At 71.3% G+C, this 24,190-nt stretch carries 22 protein-coding genes and 1 tRNA gene; 16 read left to right on the forward strand and 7 right to left on the reverse strand.

What is annotated here, in order from left to right; translation table 11 throughout:
* Positions 1 to 145 precede the first annotated feature (145 nt).
* The gene (gene efeO, locus AGRA3207_RS32955; protein WP_231331020.1) at positions 146 to 1,279 is read left to right on the forward strand and encodes an iron uptake system protein EfeO; all 1,134 of its coding nucleotides are present in this window, start codon (positions 146 to 148) and stop codon (positions 1,277 to 1,279) included.
* Positions 1,280 to 2,548 carry an iron uptake transporter deferrochelatase/peroxidase subunit gene (gene efeB, locus AGRA3207_RS32960; protein WP_231331021.1) on the forward strand — a complete coding sequence of 423 codons (1,269 nt, stop codon included), beginning with the start codon at positions 1,280 to 1,282 and terminating at the stop codon, positions 2,546 to 2,548. It begins immediately after the preceding gene.
* Positions 2,549 to 2,763: 215 nt separating this feature from the next.
* On the opposite strand, the gene AGRA3207_RS32965 is transcribed toward efeB, so the two are convergent.
* Positions 2,764 to 4,008: a molecular chaperone DnaJ gene (locus AGRA3207_RS32965; protein WP_231331022.1), complete on the reverse strand. Its 1,245-nt coding sequence runs from the start codon at positions 4,006 to 4,008 to the stop codon at positions 2,764 to 2,766.
* Between the two features lie 192 nt (positions 4,009 to 4,200).
* Here AGRA3207_RS32965 and AGRA3207_RS32970 point away from each other — a divergent pair, with 192 nt between their 5' ends.
* The 10 genes from AGRA3207_RS32970 (at position 4,201) to AGRA3207_RS33015 (ending at position 14,031) form a co-directional block, all read left to right on the forward strand.
* Positions 4,201 to 4,776, forward strand: a complete 576-nt coding sequence (locus AGRA3207_RS32970) for a TerD family protein (protein ID WP_231331023.1) — start codon at positions 4,201 to 4,203, stop codon at positions 4,774 to 4,776.
* A 44-nt stretch (positions 4,777 to 4,820) separates the two neighbouring features.
* Positions 4,821 to 5,399 carry a TerD family protein gene (locus AGRA3207_RS32975; protein ID WP_231331024.1) on the forward strand — a complete coding sequence of 193 codons (579 nt, stop codon included), beginning with the start codon at positions 4,821 to 4,823 and terminating at the stop codon, positions 5,397 to 5,399.
* Between the two features lie 59 nt (positions 5,400 to 5,458).
* Positions 5,459 to 6,595 carry a DUF475 domain-containing protein gene (locus AGRA3207_RS32980; protein ID WP_231331025.1) on the forward strand — a complete coding sequence of 379 codons (1,137 nt, stop codon included), beginning with the start codon at positions 5,459 to 5,461 and terminating at the stop codon, positions 6,593 to 6,595.
* 110 nt (positions 6,596 to 6,705) lie between these two features.
* Positions 6,706 to 7,284: a TerD family protein gene (locus AGRA3207_RS32985; RefSeq protein WP_231331026.1), complete on the forward strand. Its 579-nt coding sequence runs from the start codon at positions 6,706 to 6,708 to the stop codon at positions 7,282 to 7,284.
* A 180-nt stretch (positions 7,285 to 7,464) separates the two neighbouring features.
* Positions 7,465 to 8,622 (forward strand): HpcH/HpaI aldolase/citrate lyase family protein, encoded by a 1,158-nt coding sequence (locus AGRA3207_RS32990; protein WP_231331027.1) that lies wholly within the window; start codon positions 7,465 to 7,467, stop codon positions 8,620 to 8,622.
* Positions 8,623 to 8,657: 35 nt separating this feature from the next.
* Positions 8,658 to 10,040, forward strand: a complete 1,383-nt coding sequence (locus AGRA3207_RS32995; RefSeq protein WP_231331028.1) for a phosphoribosyltransferase family protein — start codon at positions 8,658 to 8,660, stop codon at positions 10,038 to 10,040.
* Between the two features lie 115 nt (positions 10,041 to 10,155).
* Positions 10,156 to 11,292, forward strand: a complete 1,137-nt coding sequence (locus AGRA3207_RS33000) for a cysteine protease StiP family protein (protein WP_231331029.1) — start codon at positions 10,156 to 10,158, stop codon at positions 11,290 to 11,292.
* On the forward strand, positions 11,289 to 12,095 hold the full coding sequence (locus AGRA3207_RS33005) for an HAD family hydrolase (RefSeq protein ID WP_231331030.1): 807 nt from the start codon (positions 11,289 to 11,291) through the stop codon (positions 12,093 to 12,095). The genes AGRA3207_RS33000 and AGRA3207_RS33005 overlap by 4 nt, the downstream gene beginning before the upstream one ends.
* A 116-nt stretch (positions 12,096 to 12,211) precedes the next feature.
* On the forward strand, positions 12,212 to 13,531 hold the full coding sequence (locus AGRA3207_RS33010; protein WP_231331031.1) for an MGH1-like glycoside hydrolase domain-containing protein: 1,320 nt from the start codon (positions 12,212 to 12,214) through the stop codon (positions 13,529 to 13,531).
* A gap of 17 nt (positions 13,532 to 13,548) precedes the next feature.
* Positions 13,549 to 14,031, forward strand: coding sequence for a hypothetical protein (locus AGRA3207_RS33015; protein WP_231331032.1), 483 nt, complete (start codon positions 13,549 to 13,551; stop codon positions 14,029 to 14,031).
* Positions 14,032 to 14,044: 13 nt separating this feature from the next.
* Here AGRA3207_RS33015 and AGRA3207_RS33020 read toward each other — a convergent pair whose 3' ends face one another.
* Positions 14,045 to 14,329 (reverse strand): YtxH domain-containing protein, encoded by a 285-nt coding sequence (locus AGRA3207_RS33020; protein WP_231331033.1) that lies wholly within the window; start codon positions 14,327 to 14,329, stop codon positions 14,045 to 14,047.
* Between the two features lie 147 nt (positions 14,330 to 14,476).
* On the opposite strand from AGRA3207_RS33020, the gene AGRA3207_RS33025 reads away from it, so the two are divergent.
* A tRNA-Asn gene (locus tag AGRA3207_RS33025) sits at positions 14,477 to 14,549 on the forward strand.
* A gap of 249 nt (positions 14,550 to 14,798) precedes the next feature.
* On the opposite strand, the gene AGRA3207_RS39995 is transcribed toward AGRA3207_RS33025, so the two are convergent.
* Positions 14,799 to 15,491, reverse strand: coding sequence for a winged helix-turn-helix transcriptional regulator (locus AGRA3207_RS39995; protein ID WP_273699965.1), 693 nt, complete (start codon positions 15,489 to 15,491; stop codon positions 14,799 to 14,801).
* A gap of 124 nt (positions 15,492 to 15,615) precedes the next feature.
* Between AGRA3207_RS39995 and AGRA3207_RS33035 the strand changes: the two genes are divergently transcribed.
* Positions 15,616 to 15,981, forward strand: a complete 366-nt coding sequence (locus AGRA3207_RS33035; protein WP_231331034.1) for a DsrE family protein — start codon at positions 15,616 to 15,618, stop codon at positions 15,979 to 15,981.
* 86 nt (positions 15,982 to 16,067) lie between these two features.
* Here AGRA3207_RS33035 and AGRA3207_RS33040 read toward each other — a convergent pair whose 3' ends face one another.
* Together AGRA3207_RS33040 and AGRA3207_RS33045 are read right to left on the reverse strand one after the other, a co-directional pair.
* The gene (locus AGRA3207_RS33040; RefSeq protein ID WP_231331035.1) at positions 16,068 to 17,339 is read right to left on the reverse strand and encodes a cytochrome P450; all 1,272 of its coding nucleotides are present in this window, start codon (positions 17,337 to 17,339) and stop codon (positions 16,068 to 16,070) included.
* Between the two features lie 207 nt (positions 17,340 to 17,546).
* Positions 17,547 to 18,989: an MFS transporter gene (locus AGRA3207_RS33045; protein ID WP_231331036.1), complete on the reverse strand. Its 1,443-nt coding sequence runs from the start codon at positions 18,987 to 18,989 to the stop codon at positions 17,547 to 17,549.
* 135 nt (positions 18,990 to 19,124) lie between these two features.
* On the opposite strand from AGRA3207_RS33045, the gene AGRA3207_RS33050 reads away from it, so the two are divergent.
* Positions 19,125 to 20,102: a sigma-70 family RNA polymerase sigma factor gene (locus AGRA3207_RS33050; RefSeq protein ID WP_231331037.1), complete on the forward strand. Its 978-nt coding sequence runs from the start codon at positions 19,125 to 19,127 to the stop codon at positions 20,100 to 20,102.
* 26 nt (positions 20,103 to 20,128) lie between these two features.
* Here AGRA3207_RS33050 and AGRA3207_RS33055 read toward each other — a convergent pair whose 3' ends face one another.
* Positions 20,129 to 23,047, reverse strand: coding sequence for an ATP-binding protein (locus AGRA3207_RS33055; protein ID WP_231331038.1), 2,919 nt, complete (start codon positions 23,045 to 23,047; stop codon positions 20,129 to 20,131).
* Positions 23,048 to 23,338: 291 nt separating this feature from the next.
* On the opposite strand from AGRA3207_RS33055, the gene AGRA3207_RS40400 reads away from it, so the two are divergent.
* Complete coding sequence (locus AGRA3207_RS40400) at positions 23,339 to 23,443, forward strand: DUF397 domain-containing protein (protein ID WP_420830925.1); 105 nt, start codon at positions 23,339 to 23,341, stop codon at positions 23,441 to 23,443.
* A 68-nt stretch (positions 23,444 to 23,511) separates the two neighbouring features.
* On the opposite strand, the gene AGRA3207_RS33065 is transcribed toward AGRA3207_RS40400, so the two are convergent.
* Positions 23,512 to 24,186, reverse strand: coding sequence for a response regulator transcription factor (locus tag AGRA3207_RS33065; protein ID WP_231331040.1), 675 nt, complete (start codon positions 24,184 to 24,186; stop codon positions 23,512 to 23,514).
* Between the last annotated feature and the right edge of the window lie 4 nt (positions 24,187 to 24,190).

Raw genomic sequence — 24,190 nt, forward strand, 5'->3', positions numbered from 1 at the left:
CGGAGGACGGCGGGGCTCGTCGATCAAGCCACTCGATCAACTGGCCGGACGTGGGATGACCCACTGTCGAGGGGGCGACTTGACGTACTGAGGTTAGCTTTGGCTAATTTAGGCAAGCCTAACCATTGCGCCCTGGAGTTTACCCATGCGTCCTGTCCCCGTCCTCGCCATCGCCGGCGTGGCCGCCGTGTCGATGTCCCTCCTCTCGGCGTGCGGCGGTGACGACGGCAAGGCGGAGGCCGCGGACGCCGTCGCCGTGACCGCCACCGACGACTCGTGCGAGGTGGCGAAGAAGGACCTCCCCGCGGGCAAGACCACCTTCAAGGTCGCCAACAAGGGCTCGAAGGTCAACGAGTTCGAGGTGCTGAAGCCGGACGGCAAGATCCTGTCCGAGCGCGAGAACATCGGCCCCGGCACCACCGTCGACTTCGTCGTGAACCTTCCCGCCGGCGCGTACAAGCTGCTGTGCAGCGCCGGGCAGACCGGCAAGGGCCCGACCCAGGACATCACGGTCAGCGGCCAGGCCAACGGCGTCGGCGACCAGCGCCTCACCAAGGCCGCCGCCGACTACAAGTCCTACGTCATCACGAGCCTCGACGACACGATCGCCAAGACGCGGCTGTTCGTGGACGCGGTCAAGAAGAACGACGTCGAGAAGGCCAAGGAGCTGTACGCGCCGTCCCGCGTCGGCTGGGAGTCGATCGAGCCCGTCGCGGAGAAGTTCGGCGACATCGACCCGAAGGTCGACGCCCGCGAGGCCGACCTCAGCCCGGCGGAGAAGAAGGACTGGTCGGGCTGGCACCTGCTGGAGAAGGCCCTCTGGAAGGACGGCTCGGTCAAGGGCAAGGAGAAGTACGGCGACCGCCTCCTGGAGGACCTCGGCGTCCTGAAGGGGCGGCTGCCCGGCCTCACCCTGGACCCGGTGAACGACATGGCCGCCGGCGCCAAGGAACTGCTCGACGAGGTCGCGACCGGCAAGGTCACCGGCGAGGAGGAGGCGTTCAGCCACACCGACCTCGTCGACTTCAAGGCCAACGTCGACGGCGCCAAGAAGGTGTACGAGCTGCTCAAGCCGGTCGTCCAGGAGAAGGACGCGCAGCTCGCCAAGGACCTCGACGACAATTTCGCCGCCGTCGAGGCGCTGCTGAAGAAGTACGAGAAGGGCGACGGCTACGTCTCGTACGACACGGTCGGCAAGAGCGACCGCAAGAAGCTCGCCGACGCCGTGAACGCGCTGGGTGAGCCCCTGTCGAAACTCGCTGGAGTGGTGGCGAAGTAAATGACCGAAGCCGGTTCTGAGGGACGGGAAGGCGCGGCGGAGGGTACGGCCCTGGGCCCGTCGCGGCGGCGGATGCTCGGCTTCGGCGGCGCCAGCCTGCTCGTCGGCGCCGCCGCCGGTGTGGGCCTGGACCGGGTCGCCTCCGCCGAGGAGGACCGCTCCGCGGGCGGCGCCATCGCCTTCCACGGCGCGCACCAGGCCGGGATCGCGACGCCCGTCCAGGACCGGCTGCACTTCGCCGCGTTCGACGTCACCACCGGCGACCGCGCGAAGCTGGTCCGGATGCTCCAGGAATGGACGGCCGCCGCGGCGGCCATGACGGCGGGCAGGTCCGTCGGGCACGGCGCGGTCGGCGGGCCCGCCGTCGCGCCGCCCGACGACACCGGCGAGGCCGTGGGGCTGCCGCCGTCCCGGCTGACGCTCACGATCGGCTTCGGTCCCACGCTGTTCGAGAAGGACGGCAAGGACCGGTTCGGCCTCAAGGCGCGGCGCCCGCAGGCGCTCGTCGACCTGCCGCACTTCCCCGGCGACAACCTCGACCCCGACCGCGGCGGCGGCGACATCGCCGTGCAGGCGTGCGCGGACGACCCGCAGGTGGCCGTGCACGCCATCCGGAACCTGGCGCGCATCGGGTTCGGGGTCGTCGCGGTCCGCTGGTCGCAGCTCGGGTTCGGCAAGACGTCCTCGACGACGCCCGAGGCGCAGACCCCCCGGAACCTGTTCGGGTTCAAGGACGGCACCGAGAACATCCCCGGGACCGACGCGGCCCTGCTCGGCAGGCACGTGTGGGCGGCGGCCGGCGACGGCTCGGACTGGATGGCCGGCGGCTCGTACATGGTGGCGCGCCGGATCCGGATGCACATCGAGACGTGGGACCGCACGTCCCTGCGCGAGCAGGAGGAGATCTTCGGCCGCGACAAGGGCGAGGGCGCCCCGGCGGGCGCGCGCAAGGAACGCGACAAGATCGTCCTCGCGCGGATGAGGCCGGACGCGCACGTCCGGCTCGCCCACCCCGACTCCAACGGCGGCTCGAAGATCCTCCGGCGCGGCTACTCGTTCACCGACGGCTCGGACGGCCTGGGACGCCTGGAGGCGGGCCTGTTCTTCATCGCCTTCCAGCGCGACCCGCGCACCGGCTTCATCCGGATCCAGCAGTCCCTGGCCGCCGACGCGATGAACGAATACGTCCAGCACGTGGGTTCGGGCATCTACGCATGCCCCCCAGGCGTCCAAGAAGGCGGCTTCTGGGGCGAAACCCTCTTCAAGTAGCCACCCCCGCCCCCCGGCGGCCTCAACCACGTGACATTGCCCACCCCGCCCCCACCCAAGCGGGAACCCACGATCGCGTGCGAAGCCAGGTGCGAGCGGAGCGAGAACCTGATCGCGCAGCGAGCCCTCTAGGGCGAGGTCGGAGCGATGCAGCGATCGCGCGCAGTGCCCGCCGAAGGAAGGCGCCCCAGCGCCTGACGCCAAGGGCACTGCAATCAACCCGCGCGTTCGGCGCGGATTCTGGTGACCACGTCGCCGGCGGCGGTTTTGATGGACTCTAGTTCTTGCAGGTAGGCCCAGTAGTCGGGGTGGGGGGCGGTGAGCTTGCCGGGGGCCTTTTCGAGGCGTTCTACGAGCGAGTCGAGGACGCGGGCGTGCTGGGGTGCGGCGCCGCCTGGTTGGGCCATGGCGAGGCGCTGGGCGTCGCGTATGGCGAAGCGGACGGCCTCGACGGGCTTGGCGGGGTCGGCGGCGACCGATTCCAGTTCGGTGACCCGTCCGGTGACCTGTGCGGCGCGGCGGTCGGCGGCGTTGAGTTCGGTGCGCGCGGCGGTGAGGGCCTGCTGCGCCTGCTTCCATTCGTTGCGGGCCACGTGCGCGGACGCCTCGTTCAGGCGCTCGCGGGCCCGTGTGACGCCCGACTCGATGGCTTCGGGAGCGCCGCGGAGGTCCTGCCAGCACGCCTGCGCGTAGCCGCGCAGGAGGGCCTTCATCGCCTGCCTGACGGGCTCGGCGCGGCCTGCGACGACGTCCACGCGGGTGCGGACCGAGGCGAGGGAGTTGCGGACCTTCCCGGCCATCTGCGGCAGTTCCTCGGCCGCCTCCCGGGCGGCGGCGGCGATGGCGCGCACCTCGTCGGCCTTCTTCAGCGCGCCGTCGAGGCCGAGGCCGCCGAGGCCCTGCGAGCCGAGCTGGGCGAGCGCCTCCTTGGCGCGTGCCACCTCCGCCTCGGGATCGGAGGCGTCCATGCCCGCCTCCCGGGCCGCGGCGATGGCGGTGTCGGCGGCGGCCACGGCGTCGCGGGCGGCGGTCAGGCGGGGCGGGAGCTGGTCCAGGGCGGCCTCCAGCCGCGCCATGCCCGGTGAGAGGCGCTCGGCGAACCCGTTCAGCCTCCCGGTGATCTCCCGGAGCCGGTCGGCGGAGCCGATGAACGCGCGGCGTGCGGCGTCGAGCTGGGCGGGTGTCCGGTCCTGATCATCGAGGTCGTGGGCGTCCAGGACGGAGATGTAGGCCACCGAGGCGGCGTCGGCGGCCTCGGACAGCCCGGCGAACTCGCGGCGCGCGGGGGCGGCCGCGGAGGCGTCCAGGTCCTCGAAGACGGTGACGCGGCCGTCGAGGTACTTCTGCGCCTGATCCATCTCGTAGAAGGCGGCCGCGGCCGCCTCGCGCGCCTCGACCGCCGCCGAGGCGGCAGCCTGCGTCCCCCGGCCCCGCCGGCGCTGGTCGCCCGGTCCCCGCAACGCCGCCTCCCTTCGTTCCCTGCCCAGTCTGGCGCAGGCGGCGCGGTTTCGCGTAGCCGGGCCCGGGCCGTGTGGCGAGGCCCTCCGAGGTGATGCCTTTGCAACGTGGGGAACGGATAGCATCACTGCTACGTCGATATAACGTGGCGCCGGGTCGGCGTCCGATACGGCATGCGATCCTGGAGGCGTACTGTGGGTGTCAGTCTCAGCAAGGGCGGCAATGTCTCGCTCACCAAGCAGGCACCGGGGCTGACCGCGGTCACCGTCGGGCTCGGCTGGGACGTGCGGACCACGACGGGGACGGACTTCGACCTGGACGCCTCCGCGCTGGTTCTGGACGCCTCCGGGAAGATCCTCACCGACCAGCACTTCGTGTTCTTCAACAATCTGCGCACGCCGGACGGCGGCGTCGAGCACACCGGCGACAACACCACCGGCGCGGGCGAGGGCGACGACGAGCAGCTGAAGGTCAACTTCGGGGCGCTGCCGGCCACGGCCGAGCGGGTCGCGTTCGCGGTGTCGATCTACGACGGGGACGGCCGCGGCCAGAACTTCGGCCAGGTCCGCAACGCCTACATCCGCGTCCTGAACCAGGGGGACGGCGCGGAGCTGGCGCGCTACGACCTGTCCGAGGACGCCTCGATGGAGACCGCGATGGTGTTCGGGGAGCTGTACCGGTCCGGCGCGGAGTGGAAGTTCCGCGCGGTCGGCCAGGGGTACGCCTCGGGGCTCGCCGGCATCGCCACCGACTTCGGCGTCAACATCTGATCAGTTCCACCGGACCCCACCACCGGGAAGGGAGTGGCCCGAACATGGGAGTCTCACTCGCCAAGGGCGGCAACGTCTCGCTGACGAAGGCCGCACCCAACCTCAGCGCCGTGTCGGTCGGGCTGGGCTGGGACGTGCGCGCCACCACGGGCGCCGACTTCGACCTGGACGCCTCGGCGCTGATGCTCGCCGGGACCGGCAAGGTCATGTCCGACCAGCATTTCGTGTTCTTCAACAACCTGAAGAGCCCGGACGGCTCGGTGGAGCACACCGGCGACAACCTGACCGGGGAGGGCGAGGGCGACGACGAGTCGATCAACGTGGACCTCACCGGCGTCCCGGCGGAGTGCGAGCGGATCGTGTTCCCGGTGTCGATCTATGACGCCGACAACCGGCACCAGAACTTCGGCCAGGTCCGCAACGCGTTCATCCGCATCGTCAACCGCGCCGACGGCAACGAGCTCGCCCGCTTCGACCTCACCGAGGACGCCTCCACCGAGACGGCCATGGTGTTCGGCGAGCTTTACCGCCACAGTGGCGAATGGAAGTTCAGGGCCGTCGGCCAGGGGTACGCCTCTGGACTGGCCGGTATCGCCCTGGACTTCGGCGTCAACGTCGGCTGACGGCCGGCGCACCCCGCACGGCGGCCTTCCCGGTCGTCCTCCTAGTCAGAGACACGAGCATGATTCTTCGCACCTTCGGGTGGTCCTTCGCCGTCACGGCCCTTGGCCTGCTGATCGCCCTGCTGTACGACGGGGCGACGGGCCTGGCGCTGGTGGCGGTGCTGGCCGTCCTTGAGATCTCGCTGTCGTTCGACAACGCCGTGGTCAACGCCAAGGTGCTCGACAGGATGAGCCCGTTCTGGCAGAAGATCTTCCTGACCGTCGGCATCGCCATCGCCGTGTTCGGCATGCGGCTGGTGTTCCCCCTGCTGATCGTGGGGATCACCGCGAAGCTGAACCCCTACGAGGCGTTCGACCTGGCGATCAACGACTCGCACCGCTACCACGAGCTGATGACCGACGCCTACCCGATGATCGCGGCGTTCGGCGGCATGTTCCTGATGATGCTGTTCCTGGACTTCGTGTTCGAGGAGCGCGCCGACAAGTGGCTGCCGTGGCTGGAGAAGCCGCTCGCCCGCATCGGCAAGCTGGACCAGCTGTCGGTGGTCGTCGCGGGCGGCGCGCTGGCGTTCGTGGCCGGCCTGTACGCCGAGGACCCGGGCGACGTCATGATCGCCGGTGTACTGGGCATGGTGACCTACATCCTGGTCAACGGGCTCGGGGAGCTGTTCTCCGAGGCGGGCGGTGACGAGGACGACGAGGACGCCGGCGAGGACGGTCCCGCGGGCGTCGCGGCGGGGGAGGGCGCGTCCGGGAGGTCCGGGCCGAGCTCGCTGGCGCTGGCCACCGGCAAGGCGGGATTCTTCCTGTTCCTGTACCTGGAGGTGCTGGACGCCTCGTTCAGCTTCGACGGCGTCATCGGCGCGTTCGCCATCAGCACCGACCCGATCATCATCGCGCTGGGCCTGGGCATCGGCGCCATGTACATCCGGTCGCTGACGGTGTTCCTGGTCCGCAAGGGCACCCTGCACGAGTACGTCTACCTGGAGCACGGCGCCCACTGGGCGATCGGCGCGCTGGCGGTCTGCATGCTGGTCTCGATCGGCCACCACGTCCCCGAGTGGATCACCGGGGGGCTCGGCGCCGGCCTGATCATCGCGGCGTTCGTGTCGTCGGTGGTGCGCAACCGCGGCGACGGCCAGGACGCCTCCGCCGGGGCCGGCGAAGGGGAACGGCTGCCCGCGGGCAAGGTCTGACCCGCGCCGGACCCGGACGGCCCGGGTCCGGTCCGCGGCCCGCGGCGGCCGCGGCTCCACCACGCTCCGCACCCCGCGACGCGCATCACACCGTAAGGAGCCCACCCACCATGTCGATCTCGCTGCAGAAGGGGCAGAAGGTCTCCCTGGCCAAGCCCGGCGGAGGCACGCTCACCCGGGTCCGGATGGGCCTGGGCTGGGACGCGGTCGCCAAGAAGGGCCGGTTCGGCCGGTCCAAGGCCCAGTCCATCGACCTGGACGCGTCCTGCCTGCTGTTCGACGCCGCCGGCAACCTCGCCGACCAGGTCTGGTTCCGGCAGCTGCGCAGCAAGGACGGCTCGGTCCAGCACACCGGCGACAACCTGACCGGCGCGGGCGAGGGCGACGACGAGGTCATCAACGTGGACCTGCAGGGCCTGCCCGCCAACGTCGTCCAGCTGGTGTTCACCGTCAACTCCTTCACCGGCCAGGACTTCTCGCAGATCGAGAACGCCTTCTGCCGGCTCGTGGACGAGGCCACCGGCGAGGAGATCGCCCGCTACGACCTGACCGGCGCGGGCCGCCACAATGCCCAGATCATGGCGAAGGTGGCGCGGGACGGGGACGGCTGGTCCATGACCGCGATCGGCGCCACCGCGACGGGCCGCACGTTCCAGCACCTCCTCCCGGCGGTGGCGACGCATCTGTGACGCACCTCTCCTGACGCCGTGACGATCCGTCCCGGCGGCGCCGCCCCCTGCCCTGGGCCGGACGCCTCCGCCGGTGAATCGTTGTGTGCGGCGGATAGTGTTGAATCGTTCCGGGGGACGACCCGGGCAGGGGCCGACGATCCGCGTGTCGGCGGTCGCATCCTGAGGGGAACTTTGTGAATGCGGCATTTCGATCACATTGACACCGCCCATCGCAAGCACCTCTTCTACCGGCATCCGCGGCGTTTCGAACGTCACGACGATCCCGCGGTGCTGGCGGTGGCGCTCGGCGCGACGCTCTACAGCCCGGCGACCCGCCCCGTCCTCGCCGACGACATCGAGAAGGCGTCGCGGCGGGGCGTGATGAGCATGGTCGTCTGCCTGGAGGACGCCATCGCCGACGCAGACGTCGCCGCCGGGGAGGCCAACGCGGTCGCCCAGCTGCGGGCGCTGCGGGGGCGGGGAGCGGACGTGCCGCTGCTGTTCGTCCGGGTCCGCGAGCCCGAGCAGATCGGCGACCTGGTGGACCGGCTCGGGGACGCCGCGCCGCTCGTCAGCGGGTTCGTCCTCCCGAAGTTCGGCCCGGCGGGAGGTGGAGCGTTCCTCGACGCGCTGGCGGACACCTCCGCCCGCACCGGGCTCCGGCTCCTCGCCATGCCGGTGATCGAGAGCCCCGAGGCCGTGTACGCCGAGACGCGCACCGAGATGCTGCACGACGTGGCGCGGCTGCTCGCCAAGCACCGGGAGCGGATCCTCGCCGTCCGGCTGGGCGCCGCCGACATGTCGGCCGCCTACGGGCTGCGCCGGCCCCCGGACCTGACGATCTACGACATCCGTCCCGTCGCGGGCGTGATCTGCGACGTCGTCAACATCCTCGGCCGCGCGGACGGCACCGGGTTCGTCGTGACGGGCCCGGTCTGGGAGTACTTCTCGGCGGGGGAGCGGATGTTCAAGCCGCAACTGCGCCAGTCGCCGTTCGACGCGCAGCACGCCGCGCCGCTGCGGCAGCGGCTGATCACCTCCGATCTGGACGGGCTGATCCGCGAGGTGCACCTGGACAAGGCCAACGGGCTCACCGGCAAGACCGTGATCCATCCCAGCCATGTGGCGGCCGTCCACGCGCTGTCGGTCGTGACGCACGAGGAGTACTGCGACGCCGCCGACATCCTCGGGGTCGCGGGTGGAGGCGCGATGGCCAGCTCGTATGCGAACAAGATGAACGAGGCGAAACCGCATCGCGCGTGGGCGGAGCGGCTGATGCTGCGCGCCCGGGTGTTCGGGGTGGCGGCCGAGGGCGTGACCTTCGTCGAGCTGCTGGAAGCGGCGGGCAGCCGTTGACGGGGGCGGGCGAGGTGCCGTGGCGGGGCACGTGGGTGGCGTCCCGCCTGGGCGTGCGGCTGGTCGATAGCGCGGATCCGGCGGATCTGGTGGGGCTCGCTGATCTGGTGGGGTCGGCCGACCTGGCGGGGTCGGCCGACCTGGTGGGGTTGGCCGATCTGGTGGGGCTGGCCGTCCGGCGGAACCCGAAGCGCGCTCATCTGCTGGTGTCGGCCGTGCTGGGCAAGCATGTGCCCACCGACCCTCGGCTCGTGTACGGGGCGGGTCTCCTCTTGGGGGACCTTGTGCGCGCGCGCCTGCGCGGCGCGGACGCCTCCTACGGAGGTGCCTACCTGGCGGATGCGCTGCTGGGCGTGAAGGCGGCCGCTGCGGGCCTGCGTGACTCTCTGCGGGAGCCGTGCGCGTCTGTCGACGCCGTCGTCCTCGGCTATGCGGAAACGGCGACGGCGTTGGGGCATTCCGTCGCGGACGCCTTGGGCGGCGCCTACTACCTGCACTCCACGCGCCGCGCGGTACCGGGCTTCATCCCCTACGGAGGGTTCGAGGAAGAGCACAGCCACGCGACGAGCCATTTGCTGCTACCCGGCGACCCGACGGCGCTTGACCGGGACGTGCCCGTCGTTTTGGTGGACGACGAGTTGTCGACGGGGAAGACCGTCCTCAACACGATCGAGGCGCTCCACGCCGCGCGCCCCCACCGGCGGTACGTGGTGGCGGTCCTGGTCGACCTGCGCGGCGAGGACGACGAGGCCCGTGTATGTGCCCTCGCCCGGCGGCTGAATACGCGGATCGACATCGTCGCGCTCGCCCATGGCCGCGTGGAACTGCCCGAGGGCATCCTGAGCGCGGGGCGGAGCCTCGTGGAGGATCTGTCCACCCAGGTCGTGCGGGAGGACGCCCCTGGCCGGTTCGAGGTGACCCGGGTGGACCTGGAGTGGCCGAGTGGGGTGCCGGACGGAGGACGCCACGGTTTCCTTCCCGTCCACAGGACACGGCTGGAGAAAGACCTCCCGCGTATGGGTGACGCCCTCGCGGGCCCTCTGAGCGGTGCCGGACGTGTGCTGGTGCTCGGGTTCGAGGAACTGATGTACGCGCCGCTGCGGCTGGCCGAGGCGCTCGCCGATCTGATACCGGAGGTGGACGTCCGGTATTCGACCACCACCCGCTCGCCCGTCCTCGCGGTGGACGACCCGGGGTACGCGATCAGGACGCGTCTGGCGTTCCCTTCGCATGACGACCCGTCCGACGGACCGGGGGAGCGCTACGCCTACAACGTGGACGCCTCGTTCGATCGCATCGTGCTCGTAGTGGACGACATAGGCGACACCGAGGAGCTCTCCAAGGGACTCTTGGAGCGGCTGCGCGCGCTTGCGCCGGTGCTGCTCGCGACGATCCCGTCCTACAGGAGCGAGCCATGAGCAGGAGTGAGCCATGAGCAGGAGCGGACCTTGAGCAGGAGCGGACCTTGAGCAGGAGCGGACCTTGAGCAGGAGCGGACCTTGAGCAGGAGCGGACCTTGAGCAGGAGCGAGCCGTGACGCCGCCCTCGGCCCTGCCCGAGCCGCTCTACGGCCCGGCGTTCGGCAGTTACGCCGCCGAGGACGTCGCGTGGCTGCTCAAGGACCTGTCCCATGCGCGCTTGGAGGCTCCGACCGAGGAGCGTGAGGCGGCCATTCAGGCGGGTCGTGCCCACTACGCCGAGTCCTTGCCGGTGGAGTACCAGCCGGGCCCGGAGTACCGGCGGCTGTTCGCCGCGGCTCTGAAGGAGTCCGCGGAGCGCTTGGCGTATGCGACGGGTCTCCTCACCGGGATGGTCCTCGCCGAGCGCGGGCCGGACACCGTCCTGGTCTCGCTGGCGCGCGCGGGTACCCCGGTCGGGATCCTCGTCCGCCGCTGGGCGCGGTTCGCGCATGGCCTGGACCTCCCGCACTACGCGGTCAGCATCGTCCGGGGCCGTGGCATCGACACCGTCGCGCTCCGGTACCTCGCCGGGCGCCACGACCCGTCCACCGTGATGTTCGTGGACGGATGGACGGGGAAGGGCGCGATCTCCCGTGAGCTGACGGCCGCGCTGTCGGCGTACTCCGGAGCCCGGTTCCCCGACGATCTCGCCGTTCTCGCAGACCCGGGACGGTGCACCACCCTGTACGGCACACGGGACGACTTCCTCATCCCGTCCGCTTGCCTCAACTCCACGGTGTCGGGTCTCGTCAGCCGTACGGTCCTGAACGACGATCTGATCGGACCCGGTGACTTCCACGGCGCCAAGTTCTATGCGGACCTGGCCGCGGACGACGTGTCGGCCCATTTCCTCGACACCGTCTGCGCGCGCTTCGCGGACGTCGCCGAGCGGGTCGCGAAAGACCTTCCGGACCTGCGCGCCTCCGACAGGGCCCCCGACTGGTCCGGCTGGGAGGCCGTCCGCCGCGTCGGAGCCGCGCACGGCGTGGACGACCTCAACCTCATCAAGCCGGGCGTCGGGGAGACGACCCGGGTCCTGCTACGCCGCGTCCCCTGGAAGGTCCTCGCGCGGACCGGCGCGCAGGCGGACCTGACGCACATCCGGCTGCTGGCAGAGGAACGCGGCGTGCCCGTACTGGACGTGGACGACATCCCGTACGCGTGCATGGGCCTCATCCACCCCCGATTCGGCAAGGGAGCGGTGCAGTGACCGTCCTGGTGTGCTCGGACCTCGACCGCACGCTCATCTACTCTGCGGCCGCGTTCGCCTTGGACGGCCCCGACGAGGCGATGCCGCGCCTACTCTGCGTCGAGTTCTACCAGGGCGCGCCGCTCTCCTACGTCACCGAGACGGCCGCGCAGACCCTGGAGGCCCTCGCCAGAGCCGCCACGTTCGTCCCCACCACGACACGCACTCCCGAGCAGTACCGTCGCGTGCATCTGCTGGAGAAACCGCCCGAGTATGCGATCTGCGCGAACGGCGGGCACCTCCTCGTGGACGGTGTGGACGACCCTGCGTGGTCGTCCGAAGTCCGCTCCCGGGTCGCGTCCGCATGCGCGCCCCTTACGGAAGTGCAAGACCACCTGATCCGCCTGGGCGGCGAGTTCGTCCTCAAGCGCAGGACCGCCTCGGACCTGTTCGCCTATACGGTCGTCGACCGCACAGCCCTCCCGGCGGGCTGGGTGGAGGACCTCACCGGCTGGTGCGGGGAGCGCGGCTGGCGCACGTCCCTGCAAGGCCGCAAGGTCTACTGCCTGCCCGCCTCCCTGACCAAGGCGGCCGCCGCCGCCGAAGTCGCCCGCCGCACCGGCGCGTCCCGCACCATCGCCGCCGGGGACTCCCTCCTGGACCTCGACCTCCTAGAGGCCGCCGACGTCGCCGTCCGGCCCGCCCACGGCGAACTGCACGACACCGGCTGGACGTCCGCCACCGCCATCGTGACCGCGTCCCGCGGCATCGCCGCCGGCGAGGAGATCGCAGGCCGGCTGCTCGATCTCGTCGCGTCGGAATAAATCACCGGACGCGCGACCCGCGCGTGGAGAATCGACCGGCCGCCAGGGGTCGTCGCGGCCCGTTTCCGCGGTCACAATCACGGTGAGGCCACGACCAGGGAGGGCGCCCTGAGAACATGAGCACCCGTCTCACCGGTGACGAGACCGCGCTGTGGCAGGCCGCGGCCCGGGTGCTCGACGCCAACTGGACCGGCGCCGCCACCGCCGCGTCCCCGGGGCTCTACCCGCACCAGTGGAGCTGGGACTCGGCGTTCATCAGCATGGGCCTGGCCCGGCACCGCCCCGACCGCGCCGAGGCCGAGCTGCTGTCGCTGTTCCGCGGCCAGTGGGCGGACGGGATGCTCCCGCACCTCGTATTCAACAGCAGCCTCGCCCGGCACGCGTTCTTCCCCGGCCCCGAACTGTGGCGCAGCGAACATCAGCCCGGCGCGCCCCGGGGCGTCCACACCTCCGGGCTCACCCACCCCCCGCTGCACGCCCTCGCCGCCCTCCGCCTCCACAAGTGCGCCCCCGACGCCGACGGCAGCCGCGCGTTCCTCGCCCGCCTCTATCCGCTGCTGGCCGCCCAGCACCGCCACCTCGCCCGCACCCGGGACCTGGCCGGCGGGGGCCTCATCGCGATCTGCCACCCGTGGGAGTCGGGCCTGGACAACAGCCCCGCCTGGGACCGGCCCCTCGGGCGGCTCCGGCTCCCGCCCACCGCCTACGCGCCCGCCCACGTCCCCCGGACCCTCCCGACCGGCGAGGACTACGACCGCTACGTCCGGCTCGCCATCCTCATGCGCGAGGCCGGCTACGACCCCGGCTACCTCCGCGACTCGCATCCGTTCGCCGTCGAGGACCCCCTGGTCAACGCCACCTACATCGCCTCCACGCACGCCCTCGCCGAGATCGCCGCGCTCGTCGGCGGTGACCCCGTCCCGCATCGCGAGCGCGCCGGGCACGTCCACGCCGCGCTCCGCGAACGCCTCTGGGACACCGAGGCCGGCTGCTTCCGGGCCCGCGACCTGCGTGAGGACCGGCTCCTGCCGGTCGTCACCGCCGCCTCCTTCGGCCCGCTCCTGGACCCCGACCTGCCGGCGCCGATCGTCCGGGACCTGGTCGACCTCCTGCTGTCGGCCCGCTTCGCCGGGGCCGCCGGCTACCCCGTCCCCACCTGCGACATCCAGGCCCCGGCCTTCGACCGCGGCGGATACTGGCGCGGACCCACCTGGATCAGCACGAACTGGCTGCTCTGGTACGGCTCCCTCGCCCACGGGCTCCCGGTCGTCGCGGACCTGCTCTACGGGTCGACCATGCGCCTCGTCCGCCAGTCCGGCTTCCGCGAGTTCTTCGACCCCTTCGACGGGACGGGCCGCGGCTCCCACGACCACTCCTGGTCCGCGGCGCTCGTCCTGGACCTGCTCGGTGCCCGCCGCGCCCCGCAGGCCGCCTGATCGCCTACCGTGGGGGAATGCGCCTACTCCGAGGCCGGGTGCCCGCCGGCGTCGCCCTGGAACGCGGCGAACGCGTCCTCGCCACGGCCCCCACCCGCGGCGGTTCCCACGTCACGGCGACCACCACGGCCCTGCACGTCCCCACCCCCGAGGGCGGCTTCACCCGCATCCCCTGGGAACGCGTCGACCAGGCGTCCTGGAAGGACGGCTGGCTCCACGTCCAGGAGACCTCCGCCGGGGCCGAGCACCACGTGCGCCTCACCGACCCCGGCTCCGTCCCGGAGACCGTCCGCGAACGCGTCACCGCGACCATCGCCGTCAGCCACCAGGCCAGGCTCCCCGGCGGCGGAAAGGTCCGGATCGCCGGCCGCCGTCCCGCCGCCGGGGGAGAGGTCCGCTGGTCCTTCGTCTTCGGCGCGGGCCTCGACCCCGCCGACCCGGGCCTACGGGCCCAGGCCGAGCAGATCCTCGAGGACCTGCGCCGCCAGACCGGCCTCTGACCAGCGGAGCCGGTCAACCCGGATAGGCGTTCGGCTCCGCGCCGGCCTTCGCGCCCTCTCCGCCCTGCACCTGCTCAGGCGCCTTGTCCTTGGCCGACGACGTCAGGCTCTCGGCCTTCCCCCGCGCGACCCCGGCGACCTCGTTGCCCTTGGCCCGCAGCTTCTCCGTGGCCTCCTGGACGTTCGGGTTCTCCGACACCTGCCGCGACCACTCCTTCAGCTGCTCGTAGCGCTCGCGCCCCGCCCTCGTCCCGAAGACGTAGCCGATCGCGGCGCCGGCGATGAACGCGTATTTCATGTCAACTCCCAGGTCCTGGCGGTAAGGTCCCACACCCATACCCACGATCGGCGCCTCCATCCACACCGCCCGCAACGCGTGCGCGAACAGCCCTGGACATGCGCTAACCTAGACCCGCCGGTACGCCCCCGGGCCCGGCAGGCACGATCCCGCGTAGCTCAATCGGCAGAGCAGCCGGCTGTTAACCGGCAGGTTATTGGTTCGAGTCCAATCGCGGGAGCAAGAGGATCTTCTCATCGTCGCAGTTCAGGCCCCATCCGTGAAGCCGGAGCGGGGCCGTTTCCGTGTCTGCGCGACATTCTGTCTGGCTCCGGTCCGCCGATGTCGTTCGACGATGCGGTTCGGCTCCGTGGTGTTGTTCGTTCGGGCGGGCCTGCGATTCGTGGCGGCAGATGTCCCGTCCGGCCTCGTGGGAGCACTCGGCGGGGACGTGGTTGCGGTCTTGGGTGGGGCTCGCAGGCCCGGGTGGTCAGCGGGGTAGGGGCGAGGTTGCGCGGGGGACGGCCGCGAAGCCGCTGACGTGCAGCCAGGTGGGCAGGGCGCGGCAGGACGGGCGGTCGCCGGTGAGGCGGAGGGACCCGGTCTGGAGGGCGGCCGACCAGGTCAGGTCGCCCATCCAGATCCGGGTGAGGACGGGCACGTCGGTGTCCAGCCAGATGGTCACCGGGCGGCCGGGGTCGGTGTCGCAGACGTCGGCGCCCTCGGAGCGGGACAGCACCATCCACCAGTACTCCTGACCGGCTGAGGCGTCCGCGAAGTGCACCTGGACGGTGACCGGGCGCTCGGGCATGCGCTCCGGATCGGACGCGCGGCCGATGTCGAGCATCAGCAGGGCCGGGTCGTACTCCTCCGGCAGGACCTCCTGCATCCAGCGGACGCCCCATGCGCCCATCAGCTCCAGGACCGGGCGCAGTTCCTCGCCCGCGGGGGTCAGCCGGTAGCGGGCCTCACCGTCGACCAGGTGACGCTCGACGAGCCCGGCCCGTTGGAGCTGGCGCAGCCGGGCGGCCAGCAACGTCGGGGACATCCGGGGCACGGCCCGCGCGATGGCGTTAAACCGGTCCTGGCCCCACAGCAGTTCGCGGATGACGAGCAGCGTCCAGCGCTCCGCGAGGATCTCGGCCGCGCGGGCGACCGGGCAGTACTGGCCGTAGCGCTTCACTGGTGACCGTGACGATCCACGTCCCCGCCTCCGTTCGCCGATGTCCTGCACTACAGAAAATGTACTGGTTCGGGACCGGGCCATGCCGAAGGATCGTCGGCAGGACGAGCGAAGGAGCGAGATCATGTCCGGAAAAGCCGTGGTCAGTCTTATCACCGGGTTGGAGGACCCGGAGCGTGTCACCGTGGCGTTCCTGGTCGCCGTCGGCGCCGCCGAGCAGGGGCGTCCGACGCTGATGTTCCTCACCAAGGAGGCCGCGCGGCTGGCCGTCGAGGGGGTGGCGACGGGGGTCGCCTGCGACGGCTGCCCGCCGCTCGCCGACCTGGTCGCCCGCTACACCGCGGCCGGCGGCCGGTTCCTGGTCTGCCCGATCTGCTTCAACTCCCGCAAGCTCGACGAGAAGGGCCTGATCGCTGGCGCCGAGCTCGGCGGCACGGTCCCGATGTGGGAGTGGATCGGCGACGAGGGCGCCACCACCTTCAGCTACTGAATTGATCCGGTGGGTGGGCGGGCCGATATCCGGGTGGTGCGGTTCGGCTAAGGCGGTCCTGCCCTTTCAGGCGTCCTCGGTCGCCGTCATGGGACGACCCGTAGTGTCGCGGGGCCCTTGAACTGGCTGAAGGGTCTGTAAACGGGGGGCCGTTCACCGTCTTCCAGATGCAGCCCGGGGTAGCGCCCGGCCAGAAGCTCCAGGGCGATCTCGAGTTCGAGTCTGGCGAGGGGGGCGCCGATGCAGTTGTGGATTCCGTGGCCGAAGCTGAGGTGCTGTTTCGCGTTGGCCCGGTCGAGTCTGAATTCTCCTGGCGATGAGAAATGGTCGGCATCGTGGTTCGCCGAGGCGTAGAAGAGGAAGAGCCTGTCGCCTTTGGCGAACGTGACCTCGCCGACGGTCGTCTCTCGTGTCGCCGTGCGGAACAGTCCGAACACGGAGGTGTCGAAGCGCAGGCCCTCGGCGACGACCTGGTCGGCGGCGACGTCCCCGCGCACGAGGGCCGCCCAGCGGGAGGGGTGTTCGAGAAGGGCGCGGACGATGTTGGTGATGGCGTTGCCGGTGGTCTCCCATCCGGCGGCGATCAGGCCGATCGTCTGGGCGGCGATCTCGTCGGGGGTGAGCACACGTCCGTGCGGGTCTCCGAGGATCATCACCGACATGAGGTCGTCGCCCGGCTGCGCCCGCCGGGTCTCCACCAGGTCGCGGAGGTAGGCCATCGCCTCGGTGAAGCCCCGGCCGTGGACGATCAGCTCGCTTTCGCCGAGCCCCGCCGTCCCGGCGAACAAGGCCATCTCGTGGGTGATCCACCGCCGGAGCTGGTCGTGCTCGCTGGAGGGGAAGCCGGTCACGTGCATGACGACCTCCAGCGGCACGACATCGGAGAACTCGCTCACCAGGTCGAAGGCGCCGGACGAGGGGAGCCGGTCGACGTTCCGCGCGATGATCTCGCGGATCGACGGCTCGAACGCGGCGATGGCGCCGGGCTTGAAGCCCTTGTGCACGATCCGGCGCACATCGGTATGCCGTGGCGGATCGCCGACCGTCACGATGGTGTTGTCGAACAGGAGATCCGCCGCCCGTTGCGCTTCGTCCGGCAGCCCGACGGGTCTGGGAAACGAATCGCTGGAGGAGAACGTCTTCGGATCAGCGGCGATCTGCTTGATGTCGTCGTATCGGGTGACGCACCAGGACTGCAGCGCCTCGGAAAAGAAGATGGGTTCCTGTGCGCGGGCCTTTTCCAGGAAACGGTAGGCCGAGCCGATATGCGGGCCGAACGGGTTGAAGGTGCGCAGGTCGAGCGCGTCGGTGTCGTCGCCCGTTAATGCCAGATCCCCCGGTGGTTCATCGGCTTGCATGGGCTTCGTCTCCTTTGAAGGAGTCGGCACGTCAAACGCACGCTACCACCTGTATCCTCCGAGGTCGCGTTCCGCCATCTGATAGTGGCCGCTTGGCAAGGAGCGCGCTGTGACCTGCGGGTTTGTGCCCGAGCCATTCTCGTCGTGCCTTCGTTGTTCGGATGAAGTGGGAATGGGCCGTCGCTCTGGCGGGCCTTCGCGGCCGGTTCAGCGAGGCCCGGGCACGGGACGGCGCCGCGCCGCGGGACGGGCTGAGGCGGAGGCCGGCGGATCGGCCGGCCCGGGCCGGGGCCGGGCCGGACGGAGGAGGACGGCGGCGAACGCGCCGGCCAGTGACAGCGCGCCGCTGACGGCGATGGCGGGCGCGAAGCCGTCCGAGAAGGTCTGCGCGGTGCCGTAGCCGCCCTTGGCGCCGAAGACCGCGGCGAGGACGGCCACGCCGAGGACGGCGGCGAACTGGCGGAGCGTATTGAAGACGCCGGAGGCCGTCCCGATCTCCTGGGGCGCGACGGCGTTGATGACGGAGGTCTGGGCGGCGGGCATCGCCATGCTGATCCCGGCGCCCGCCAGGATCATCGGGACGATCAGGTGGGGGAACGCGAGTGACGGGCCTGCTTCGAGGCTGATCCATCCCATGCCTGCCGCCTGCATGGTCAGGCCGGTGACGGTCAGCGTGCGGGCTCCCACGCGGTTCACCAGCGTTCCGGCGAGGGGGGCGACGACCGTCACCGTCGCCGTCCACGGGACGAGGTGCAGCCCGGCGGCCAGTGGCCCGTCGCCCAGGGCCGTCTGGAGGAACTGCGCCATGAAGAAGAGGGAGCCGTAGAGGGACGCGTACATGAAGAGCGCGGCGGCGTTGCCGGCGGAGAAGCCGCGCGAACGGAACAGCCGCATCGGCACCATCGGCTGCCGGACGCGGAGCTCCCACGCGACGAAGCCCGCGAGGAGCACCGCGCCGGCCGCCAGGGCACCGTCCACCTCCAGGGCCGTCCAGCCGGTGGTGTTGGCGCGGATCAGGCCCCAGACCAGTCCGAGCGCGCCGGCGGTCACCAGGGCGACGCCGCCGAGGTCGAAGGACGCCGCGGCGCCACGGCTCTCCGGGACGCGGCGGAGCACCAGGGGGATGACGGCCACCCCGATCGGCACGTTGAGCCAGAAGATCCACTGCCAGGCGAGGCCCTCCGTGACGATCCCGCCGAGCACGGGGCCGGCCACCACCGCCAGGCCGATGAGCCCGGCGAAGACGCCCAGGGCCCTGGCGCGTCGTTCGGGCGGGAAACCGTGGCTGAGCAGCGCCATCGCGAGCGGCATCACCAGCGCCGCACCGCATCCCTGGACGGTGCGGGCGGTGATCAGCCAACCGATGCCGGGGGCCAGGGCGCACGCCGCGGATGCCGCCGTGAACAGCGCTATCCCGCCCACGAACATCCGCCTGCGCCCGAACCGGTCGCCGAGCGCGGCGCCGGTCATGAGCAGGACGGCGAAGCTCAGGGTGTAGGCGTTCACCGTCCATTCGAGCTGTTCCATGGTGGCGGACAGGTCCAGCCGGATGCTGGTCAGCGCGGTCGCCACCACCGTCGCGTCCAGGGCCACCATCAGTGACGCCGCCGCGGTCAGGCCGAGCAGCCAGCCGCTTGTCCTCTGGGACATGCGCGTTTCCTCCGGGTTGCGTTCCTCGGTATTCCATCGGTCGCCTGTACAGACCGGGCGGCGCCGCGGATTCGGCGGGCGGAGGCCGACGACTTCGACGGGCACCGCCGGTCAGTACAAGGGGAGGTGCGTCCTATGCAGACCGATGAGAGAAATCCCGACGAGTTCGCGCGGCTGTCCGATCCGTTCCGGCGGGAGCTGCTGGCCTACTGCTACCGGATGCTGGGTTCGGTGCACGACGCCGAGGACCTGGTGCAGGAGGTGTACCTGCGCGCGTGGCGCTCCTACGCCGGGTTCGACGGCCGGGCGTCGCTGCGGACGTGGCTGTACCGGATCGCCACCAACGCGTGCCTGAACGCCCTGGAGCACAGCAGCCGGCGGGTGCTGCCCTCCGGCCTCGGAGCGCCGTCCGACGACGTGCCGCCGGTCGGCTCGCGCGCACCCGAGGTGACCTGGCTGGAGCCGTTCTCCGACAGGCTGATCGGACGCGCGCCGGACGACCCGGCCGCCGTGGTGGCGGCGCGGGCCGGGCTGCGGCTGGCCTTGATCGCCGCGCTCCAGTACCTGCCGGGCAGGCAGCGGGCGGTGGTGATCCTGCGGGACGTGCTGGCGTGGCCGGCGGCGGAGGTCGCCGAGCTGCTGGGCATGACGGGCACGGGGGTGAACAGCACGCTGCTGCGCGCCCGTGCCCGGCTGGAGCGGCTCGTCCCCGCCAGCGACGAGATCACCGAGCCGGACGAACCGGAGATGCGGGAGCTGCTCGACCGGTTCGCCAAGGCGTTCGAGGCCGTCGACGTCCCCGCGATCACGCGGCTGCTCACCGAGCAGGCGGCCTGGGAGATGCCGCCCGTCCCGCAGTGGTTCAGCGGCAGGGACTCCATCGGGCGGCTCCTCACCGAGCGGTTGTCCTCGGGTCCCGGCGGCAACCGGCTCGTCCCCACCCGCGCGAACGGCCAGCCGGCGTTCGGCATGTACCTGCGAGGCGAGGACGGGCTACTGCGCGCGCACTCCATCCAGGTGCTCACCGTCTCGCGTGCCGGGATCGTCCACATTTCGAGCTTCATCGACCAGGCCCTGTTCGCTTCCTTCGGCCTGCCCCTCACCTATGAGTGAGTGTGGTGCTTCCCGCCGGAACGGGATCATGGCGGTTCTGTGGCGGTATCGGTCGGGTGGTCGCCCTTGAGGAGGGCTTGGACGTCGCGGGCTTCGGGGACGTCGAGGTCGGTGTAGATCGCGAGGGCCTGCCGCGCGTGGTGGCGGGCGTGGTCCCGGTCGTGGCCGGAGGCTGGGGCGCCGAGATGGATGACGGCCAGGCCGGTGTGGGCGCGGGCGAGCTCGTAGCGGTCGCCCGTTTCGAGGGCGATGGCCAGGGCCAGCTCGTGCTGGACGCGGGCCCGGCCGTCGTGTCCGAGGTCGTGGAGCGTCTCGCCGAGGCCGTTGAGCGCGCGGGCCTGCCCGTTGCGGTCACCGTGCTCGTGGAAGAGCGCGAGGGCGCGGAGGTGGTGGTCGGCGGCCCGCCGGGGTCGGCCCTGCCGCCGGACGGGAAGCCCGAGGTTGGTCAGGGCGTCCGCCTCGCCGATGCGGTCGCCGATCTCGCGGTACAGCGCGAGGGCGCGGAGGTGGTGGTCGGCCGCCTGCGTGTACCGGCCCTCATGGTGGTGGACGTTGCCGAGGTTGCCCAGCATGCGCGCCTCACCGCGCCGGTCGCCGAGCCCGCGGTTGCGGGCCAGAGCCTCCCACAGGGCGCTGACCGCTTCGGCGTAGGCGCCCTGCCGCCAGCGCACCAGGCCGAGGTTTCCGAGAGCGCGGGCCTGCCCTGGCAGGTCGCCGATCTCGCGGTAGAGGGCGAGGGCCCGCCGGTTGCCGTCGGCGGCCCGCCGGTACCGGCCTTGGCGCCAGTGGACGATGCCGAGGCTGCTCAGGGCGCGGGCCTGCCCGTAGCGGTCGCCGGTCGCCTCGAAGATCGCCAGCGCCTCCTGGACGATCTGGTCGGCGCGCTCGTAGCGGCCCTGGTACCAGTGGACGCCGCCGAGGCTGGTCAGGAGGTGCGCCTCCCCGCCTCGGTCGCCCGAGGCCGCGGCCGCGCGGCGGGCATGGCCGTAGAGGTTCTCCGCGTCGGTGAGGTGGCCGCCGATGTCGAGGTAGCGGAACAGGGTGGCGGCCAGGCGGGTCGCATGCTCCGGCAGGCCGTGCGCGGCGGCGTGGGCGCAGACGGCGACGAGGTTGGGCCGTTCGGCGTCCAGCCAGGCGAGGGCGGCGGCCGGTTCGTCCACCGGCGCGCCGGGCGTCTCGGCCGCCGGGACGCGGGGACGGCGGTCCTTCTCGGCCGGGTACAGGACGTCCATCGCGGCGGCCGCGGTGCCCAGGTAGTGGTCGAACAGCCTGGTAAGGGCCGCGCGGCACCGGTCCGGGGACTCCTCGGCCGCGACGGTCTCGGCGGCGAAGGCCCGCGTCAGGTCGTGGTACCGGTAGCGTCCGAGCGCGGGCTGGTGCAGGAGGTGGACGTCGAGGAGGTCCTCGCACAGGCGGCGGGCCTGTTCGGCGGTCGTGCCCGCGAGCGAGGCCGCGGCGTGGACGTCGGCGTCCGCTCCGGGGTGCAGGCCGAGGCGCCGGAACATCCGCCGCTGGTCGGGCGTGAGGGCACGGTAGGACAGCGCGAAGGCCGCGGCGACGTCGCGTTCCCGGTCGTTCAGGACGGTGAGCGCGCCGCGATGCTCGGCGAGACGTCCGGCCAGGTACGTCACGGTCCAGGCCGGACGCGAACGCAGGTGCGCGGCGGCGATCCGGACGGCAAGCGGCAGCCGCCCGCACAGGTCCACGACCCGCCTTGCCGCGTCGATCTCGTCGGCGCCGATACGGCGCGGTGAGGCACCGGCGACGAGCACGGCCAGCCCGTCGGCGGGGGCCAGCACGTCCAGCGAGATCGGCAGGGCCTCGTCGAGGGAGATCAGCCGTCGCCGGCTCGTCACCAGCACGAGGCATTCCGCCTCCCCCGGCAGCAGCGGCCGGACCTGCTCCGCGCCGGAGGCGTTGTCGAGCACGATCAGCGTCCGGGTCCCGGCCAGCCGGCTGCGGTAGAGCGCGGCGCGTTCGTGCACGTCGTGGGGGATCCGCTCGCCGGGCACCCCCAACGCCCGCAGCAGCCGTTCGAGCGCGTCCTCGGGACTTACCGGGTCGACCGAGTCAGTGTGCCCGTGGAGATCCAGGAACAGGCATCCGTCGTCGAACCGATCGGCGAGGAGGTGGGCCGCGTGCACGGCGAGGGCCGTCTTGCCGATCCCGGCCATGCCGTCGATGGCCGAGATGGCCGCCACGCCCGCAGGACGCCGCCCGTCCGCGGCGAGGTGCAGGAGCCGCGACAGTTCGTCGTCCCGACCGGTGAAATGCGCCGTGTCCGCGGGCAATTGCCGTGGAGGAGACCAGTTGTCGTTCACCGGCCGGGGCGTTGGCAGCGGCGGGAGCGTCGCGGGGTCCGCGTCGTCCGGGAAGGGACGGTCGGGCAGGCACACCCACGCGTCGGTCTTGGTCTCCTTCTCCAGCACCCGCGCCCGGCGATACGAGAAGGGCGAGCTTCGCCGTTCGTGCCGGACGACCTCCGCGTAGAAGGAATTGGAGACCGCGAGTGCGAGAAGCCCCGAGGAACACGCCAGTGCCTGCTTGAACGGCTCGGCGTTCAATATCCGGAACGTCAGGTTGATCGCGCTCCCGACGACACCGTGTTCGTCATACTGGATGTGACCTGCATTCATCGCTATCCGTAACCGGATCCGAGCCTGCCACTCGCATTCCTGGTTGTAGGCGGCCAATTCCTTGGCGAGCAGAATTGGGAGATCGGTGACGAGAACCTTCCTGGGTATCTCGGATGACACGAGTACCAGGGCCCCGTCGCCGCGATCCTCCCGATAGCAGTCGTCCCACGGCACCGCCGAACCGTCGAACGCCTTGGACAACGCCTCGTACAGTCCGCCGCGCACCACCACCCGGTCGGCGTCGGACCTCAGGGGGTCGCCGAAACCCTCGATGTCGGCGCACACGATCGACCGATGCACCGTGCTCATCCCGGCGGGCTCCCTTCGGCCGAACAGGGAAACAGGACGGACGTCCGCTCGACGACCCGGGTCATCGAGGGCGGAGCCTAGCCTGCGAATCCGCCCATGAGACGGCCGATCAAGGACGACGGTTGTTGGTCCTTTGACCTTCTGAGGCAGAACCGGCGCGCCTACCCTGACCCGCGACACCGAAGAGCTGATCCGTAAGGTGGTTGAGGAGAAGTGGACGTGAGTGATGCGCTGTGGCGTAAGAGCAGCCGGAGCACGAACAACGGCGGCGCTTGTGTTGAACTGGCTTCTGTGGCGGGTGCGGTCGCCGTCCGTGACTCCAAGGATCCGGATGGGCCCCGGTTGGTGGTGGGGTGTGGGGAGTTCGCGGGCTTGGTGGCGGTGTTGAAGCGCTGACCGCCCGGACGGTGAGTCTTGGTCAGCTGGGCCGGGGCTTCGTTTGCTAGAACGACCGCTTCGTGTGTTCACGACCACGGGGTTCTTGCCAGGCCGGACTGGTAGGCGACGACGACCAACTGGGCGCGGTCGCGGACGCCGAGTTTTGTTTTCGCCCGCTGGACGTGCGTGCGCACGGTCAGGGGGCTGAGGAACAGTTCCTCGGCGATCTCGGTGTCGGACTTGCCGTCCGCGACCAGGATCGTCACCTCGCGTTCGCGGGCGGTGAGGGCGGACACCTCGGACGGGAACGGTTGTTCCGCGCCGGGTTCGGGGGTGGTGAGGAAGCGGCTGATGAGGGAGCGGGTGGCCGCGCCGGACAGCAGCGCGTCGCCCGCGGCCACGGTGCGGATGCCGGTGAGGAGGCCGTCGGCGGAGACGTCCTTGCCGAGGAAGCCGCTCGCCCCGGCGCGCAGGGCCCGGGCGACGTGCTCGTCGGTCTGGAACGTGGTGAGGATGAGGACGCGGGTGTCCCGCAGGTCCGGGTCGGCGCAGATGGCCTCGGTCGCGGTGAGGCCGTCGACGCCGGGCATGCGGATGTCCATGAGGACGATGCCGGGACGGTGCGCGCGGGCGAGCTCGGCGGCCTGCCCGCCGTCCGCGGCCTCGCCGACCACCTCCATGTCCTCGCAGGAGTCGATCAGTATGCGGAAGGTCGCCCGCAGCAGGGTCTGGTCGTCGGCGAGAAGGACGCTGATGGTCATCCGG

This window comes from Actinomadura graeca, assembly GCF_019175365.1.
Taxonomy (GTDB): domain Bacteria; phylum Actinomycetota; class Actinomycetes; order Streptosporangiales; family Streptosporangiaceae; genus Spirillospora; species Spirillospora graeca.

Bases quoted from the DNA above. Each gene is read 5' to 3' on its own strand.
- efeO (WP_231331020.1), top strand. From the start codon at position 146: ATGCGTCCTGTCCCCGTCCTCGCCATCGCCGGCGTGGCCGCCGTGTCG.
- AGRA3207_RS32990 (WP_231331027.1), top strand. From the start codon at position 7,465: ATGCGGCATTTCGATCACATTGACACCGCCCATCGCAAGCACCTCTTC.
- AGRA3207_RS33020 (WP_231331033.1), bottom strand. From the start codon at position 14,329: ATGAAATACGCGTTCATCGCCGGCGCCGCGATCGGCTACGTCTTCGGG.
- AGRA3207_RS32980 (WP_231331025.1), top strand. From the start codon at position 5,459: ATGATTCTTCGCACCTTCGGGTGGTCCTTCGCCGTCACGGCCCTTGGC.
- AGRA3207_RS33065 (WP_231331040.1), bottom strand. From the start codon at position 24,186: ATGACCATCAGCGTCCTTCTCGCCGACGACCAGACCCTGCTGCGGGCG.
- AGRA3207_RS33035 (WP_231331034.1), top strand. From the start codon at position 15,616: ATGTCCGGAAAAGCCGTGGTCAGTCTTATCACCGGGTTGGAGGACCCG.
- AGRA3207_RS33040 (WP_231331035.1), bottom strand. From the start codon at position 17,339: ATGCAAGCCGATGAACCACCGGGGGATCTGGCATTAACGGGCGACGAC.
- AGRA3207_RS33050 (WP_231331037.1), top strand. From the start codon at position 19,125: ATGCAGACCGATGAGAGAAATCCCGACGAGTTCGCGCGGCTGTCCGAT.
- AGRA3207_RS33045 (WP_231331036.1), bottom strand. From the start codon at position 18,989: ATGTCCCAGAGGACAAGCGGCTGGCTGCTCGGCCTGACCGCGGCGGCG.
- efeB (WP_231331021.1), top strand. From the start codon at position 1,280: ATGACCGAAGCCGGTTCTGAGGGACGGGAAGGCGCGGCGGAGGGTACG.
- AGRA3207_RS33015 (WP_231331032.1), top strand. From the start codon at position 13,549: ATGCGCCTACTCCGAGGCCGGGTGCCCGCCGGCGTCGCCCTGGAACGC.
- AGRA3207_RS32975 (WP_231331024.1), top strand. From the start codon at position 4,821: ATGGGAGTCTCACTCGCCAAGGGCGGCAACGTCTCGCTGACGAAGGCC.
- AGRA3207_RS33055 (WP_231331038.1), bottom strand. From the start codon at position 23,047: ATGAGCACGGTGCATCGGTCGATCGTGTGCGCCGACATCGAGGGTTTC.
- AGRA3207_RS32985 (WP_231331026.1), top strand. From the start codon at position 6,706: ATGTCGATCTCGCTGCAGAAGGGGCAGAAGGTCTCCCTGGCCAAGCCC.
- AGRA3207_RS33010 (WP_231331031.1), top strand. From the start codon at position 12,212: ATGAGCACCCGTCTCACCGGTGACGAGACCGCGCTGTGGCAGGCCGCG.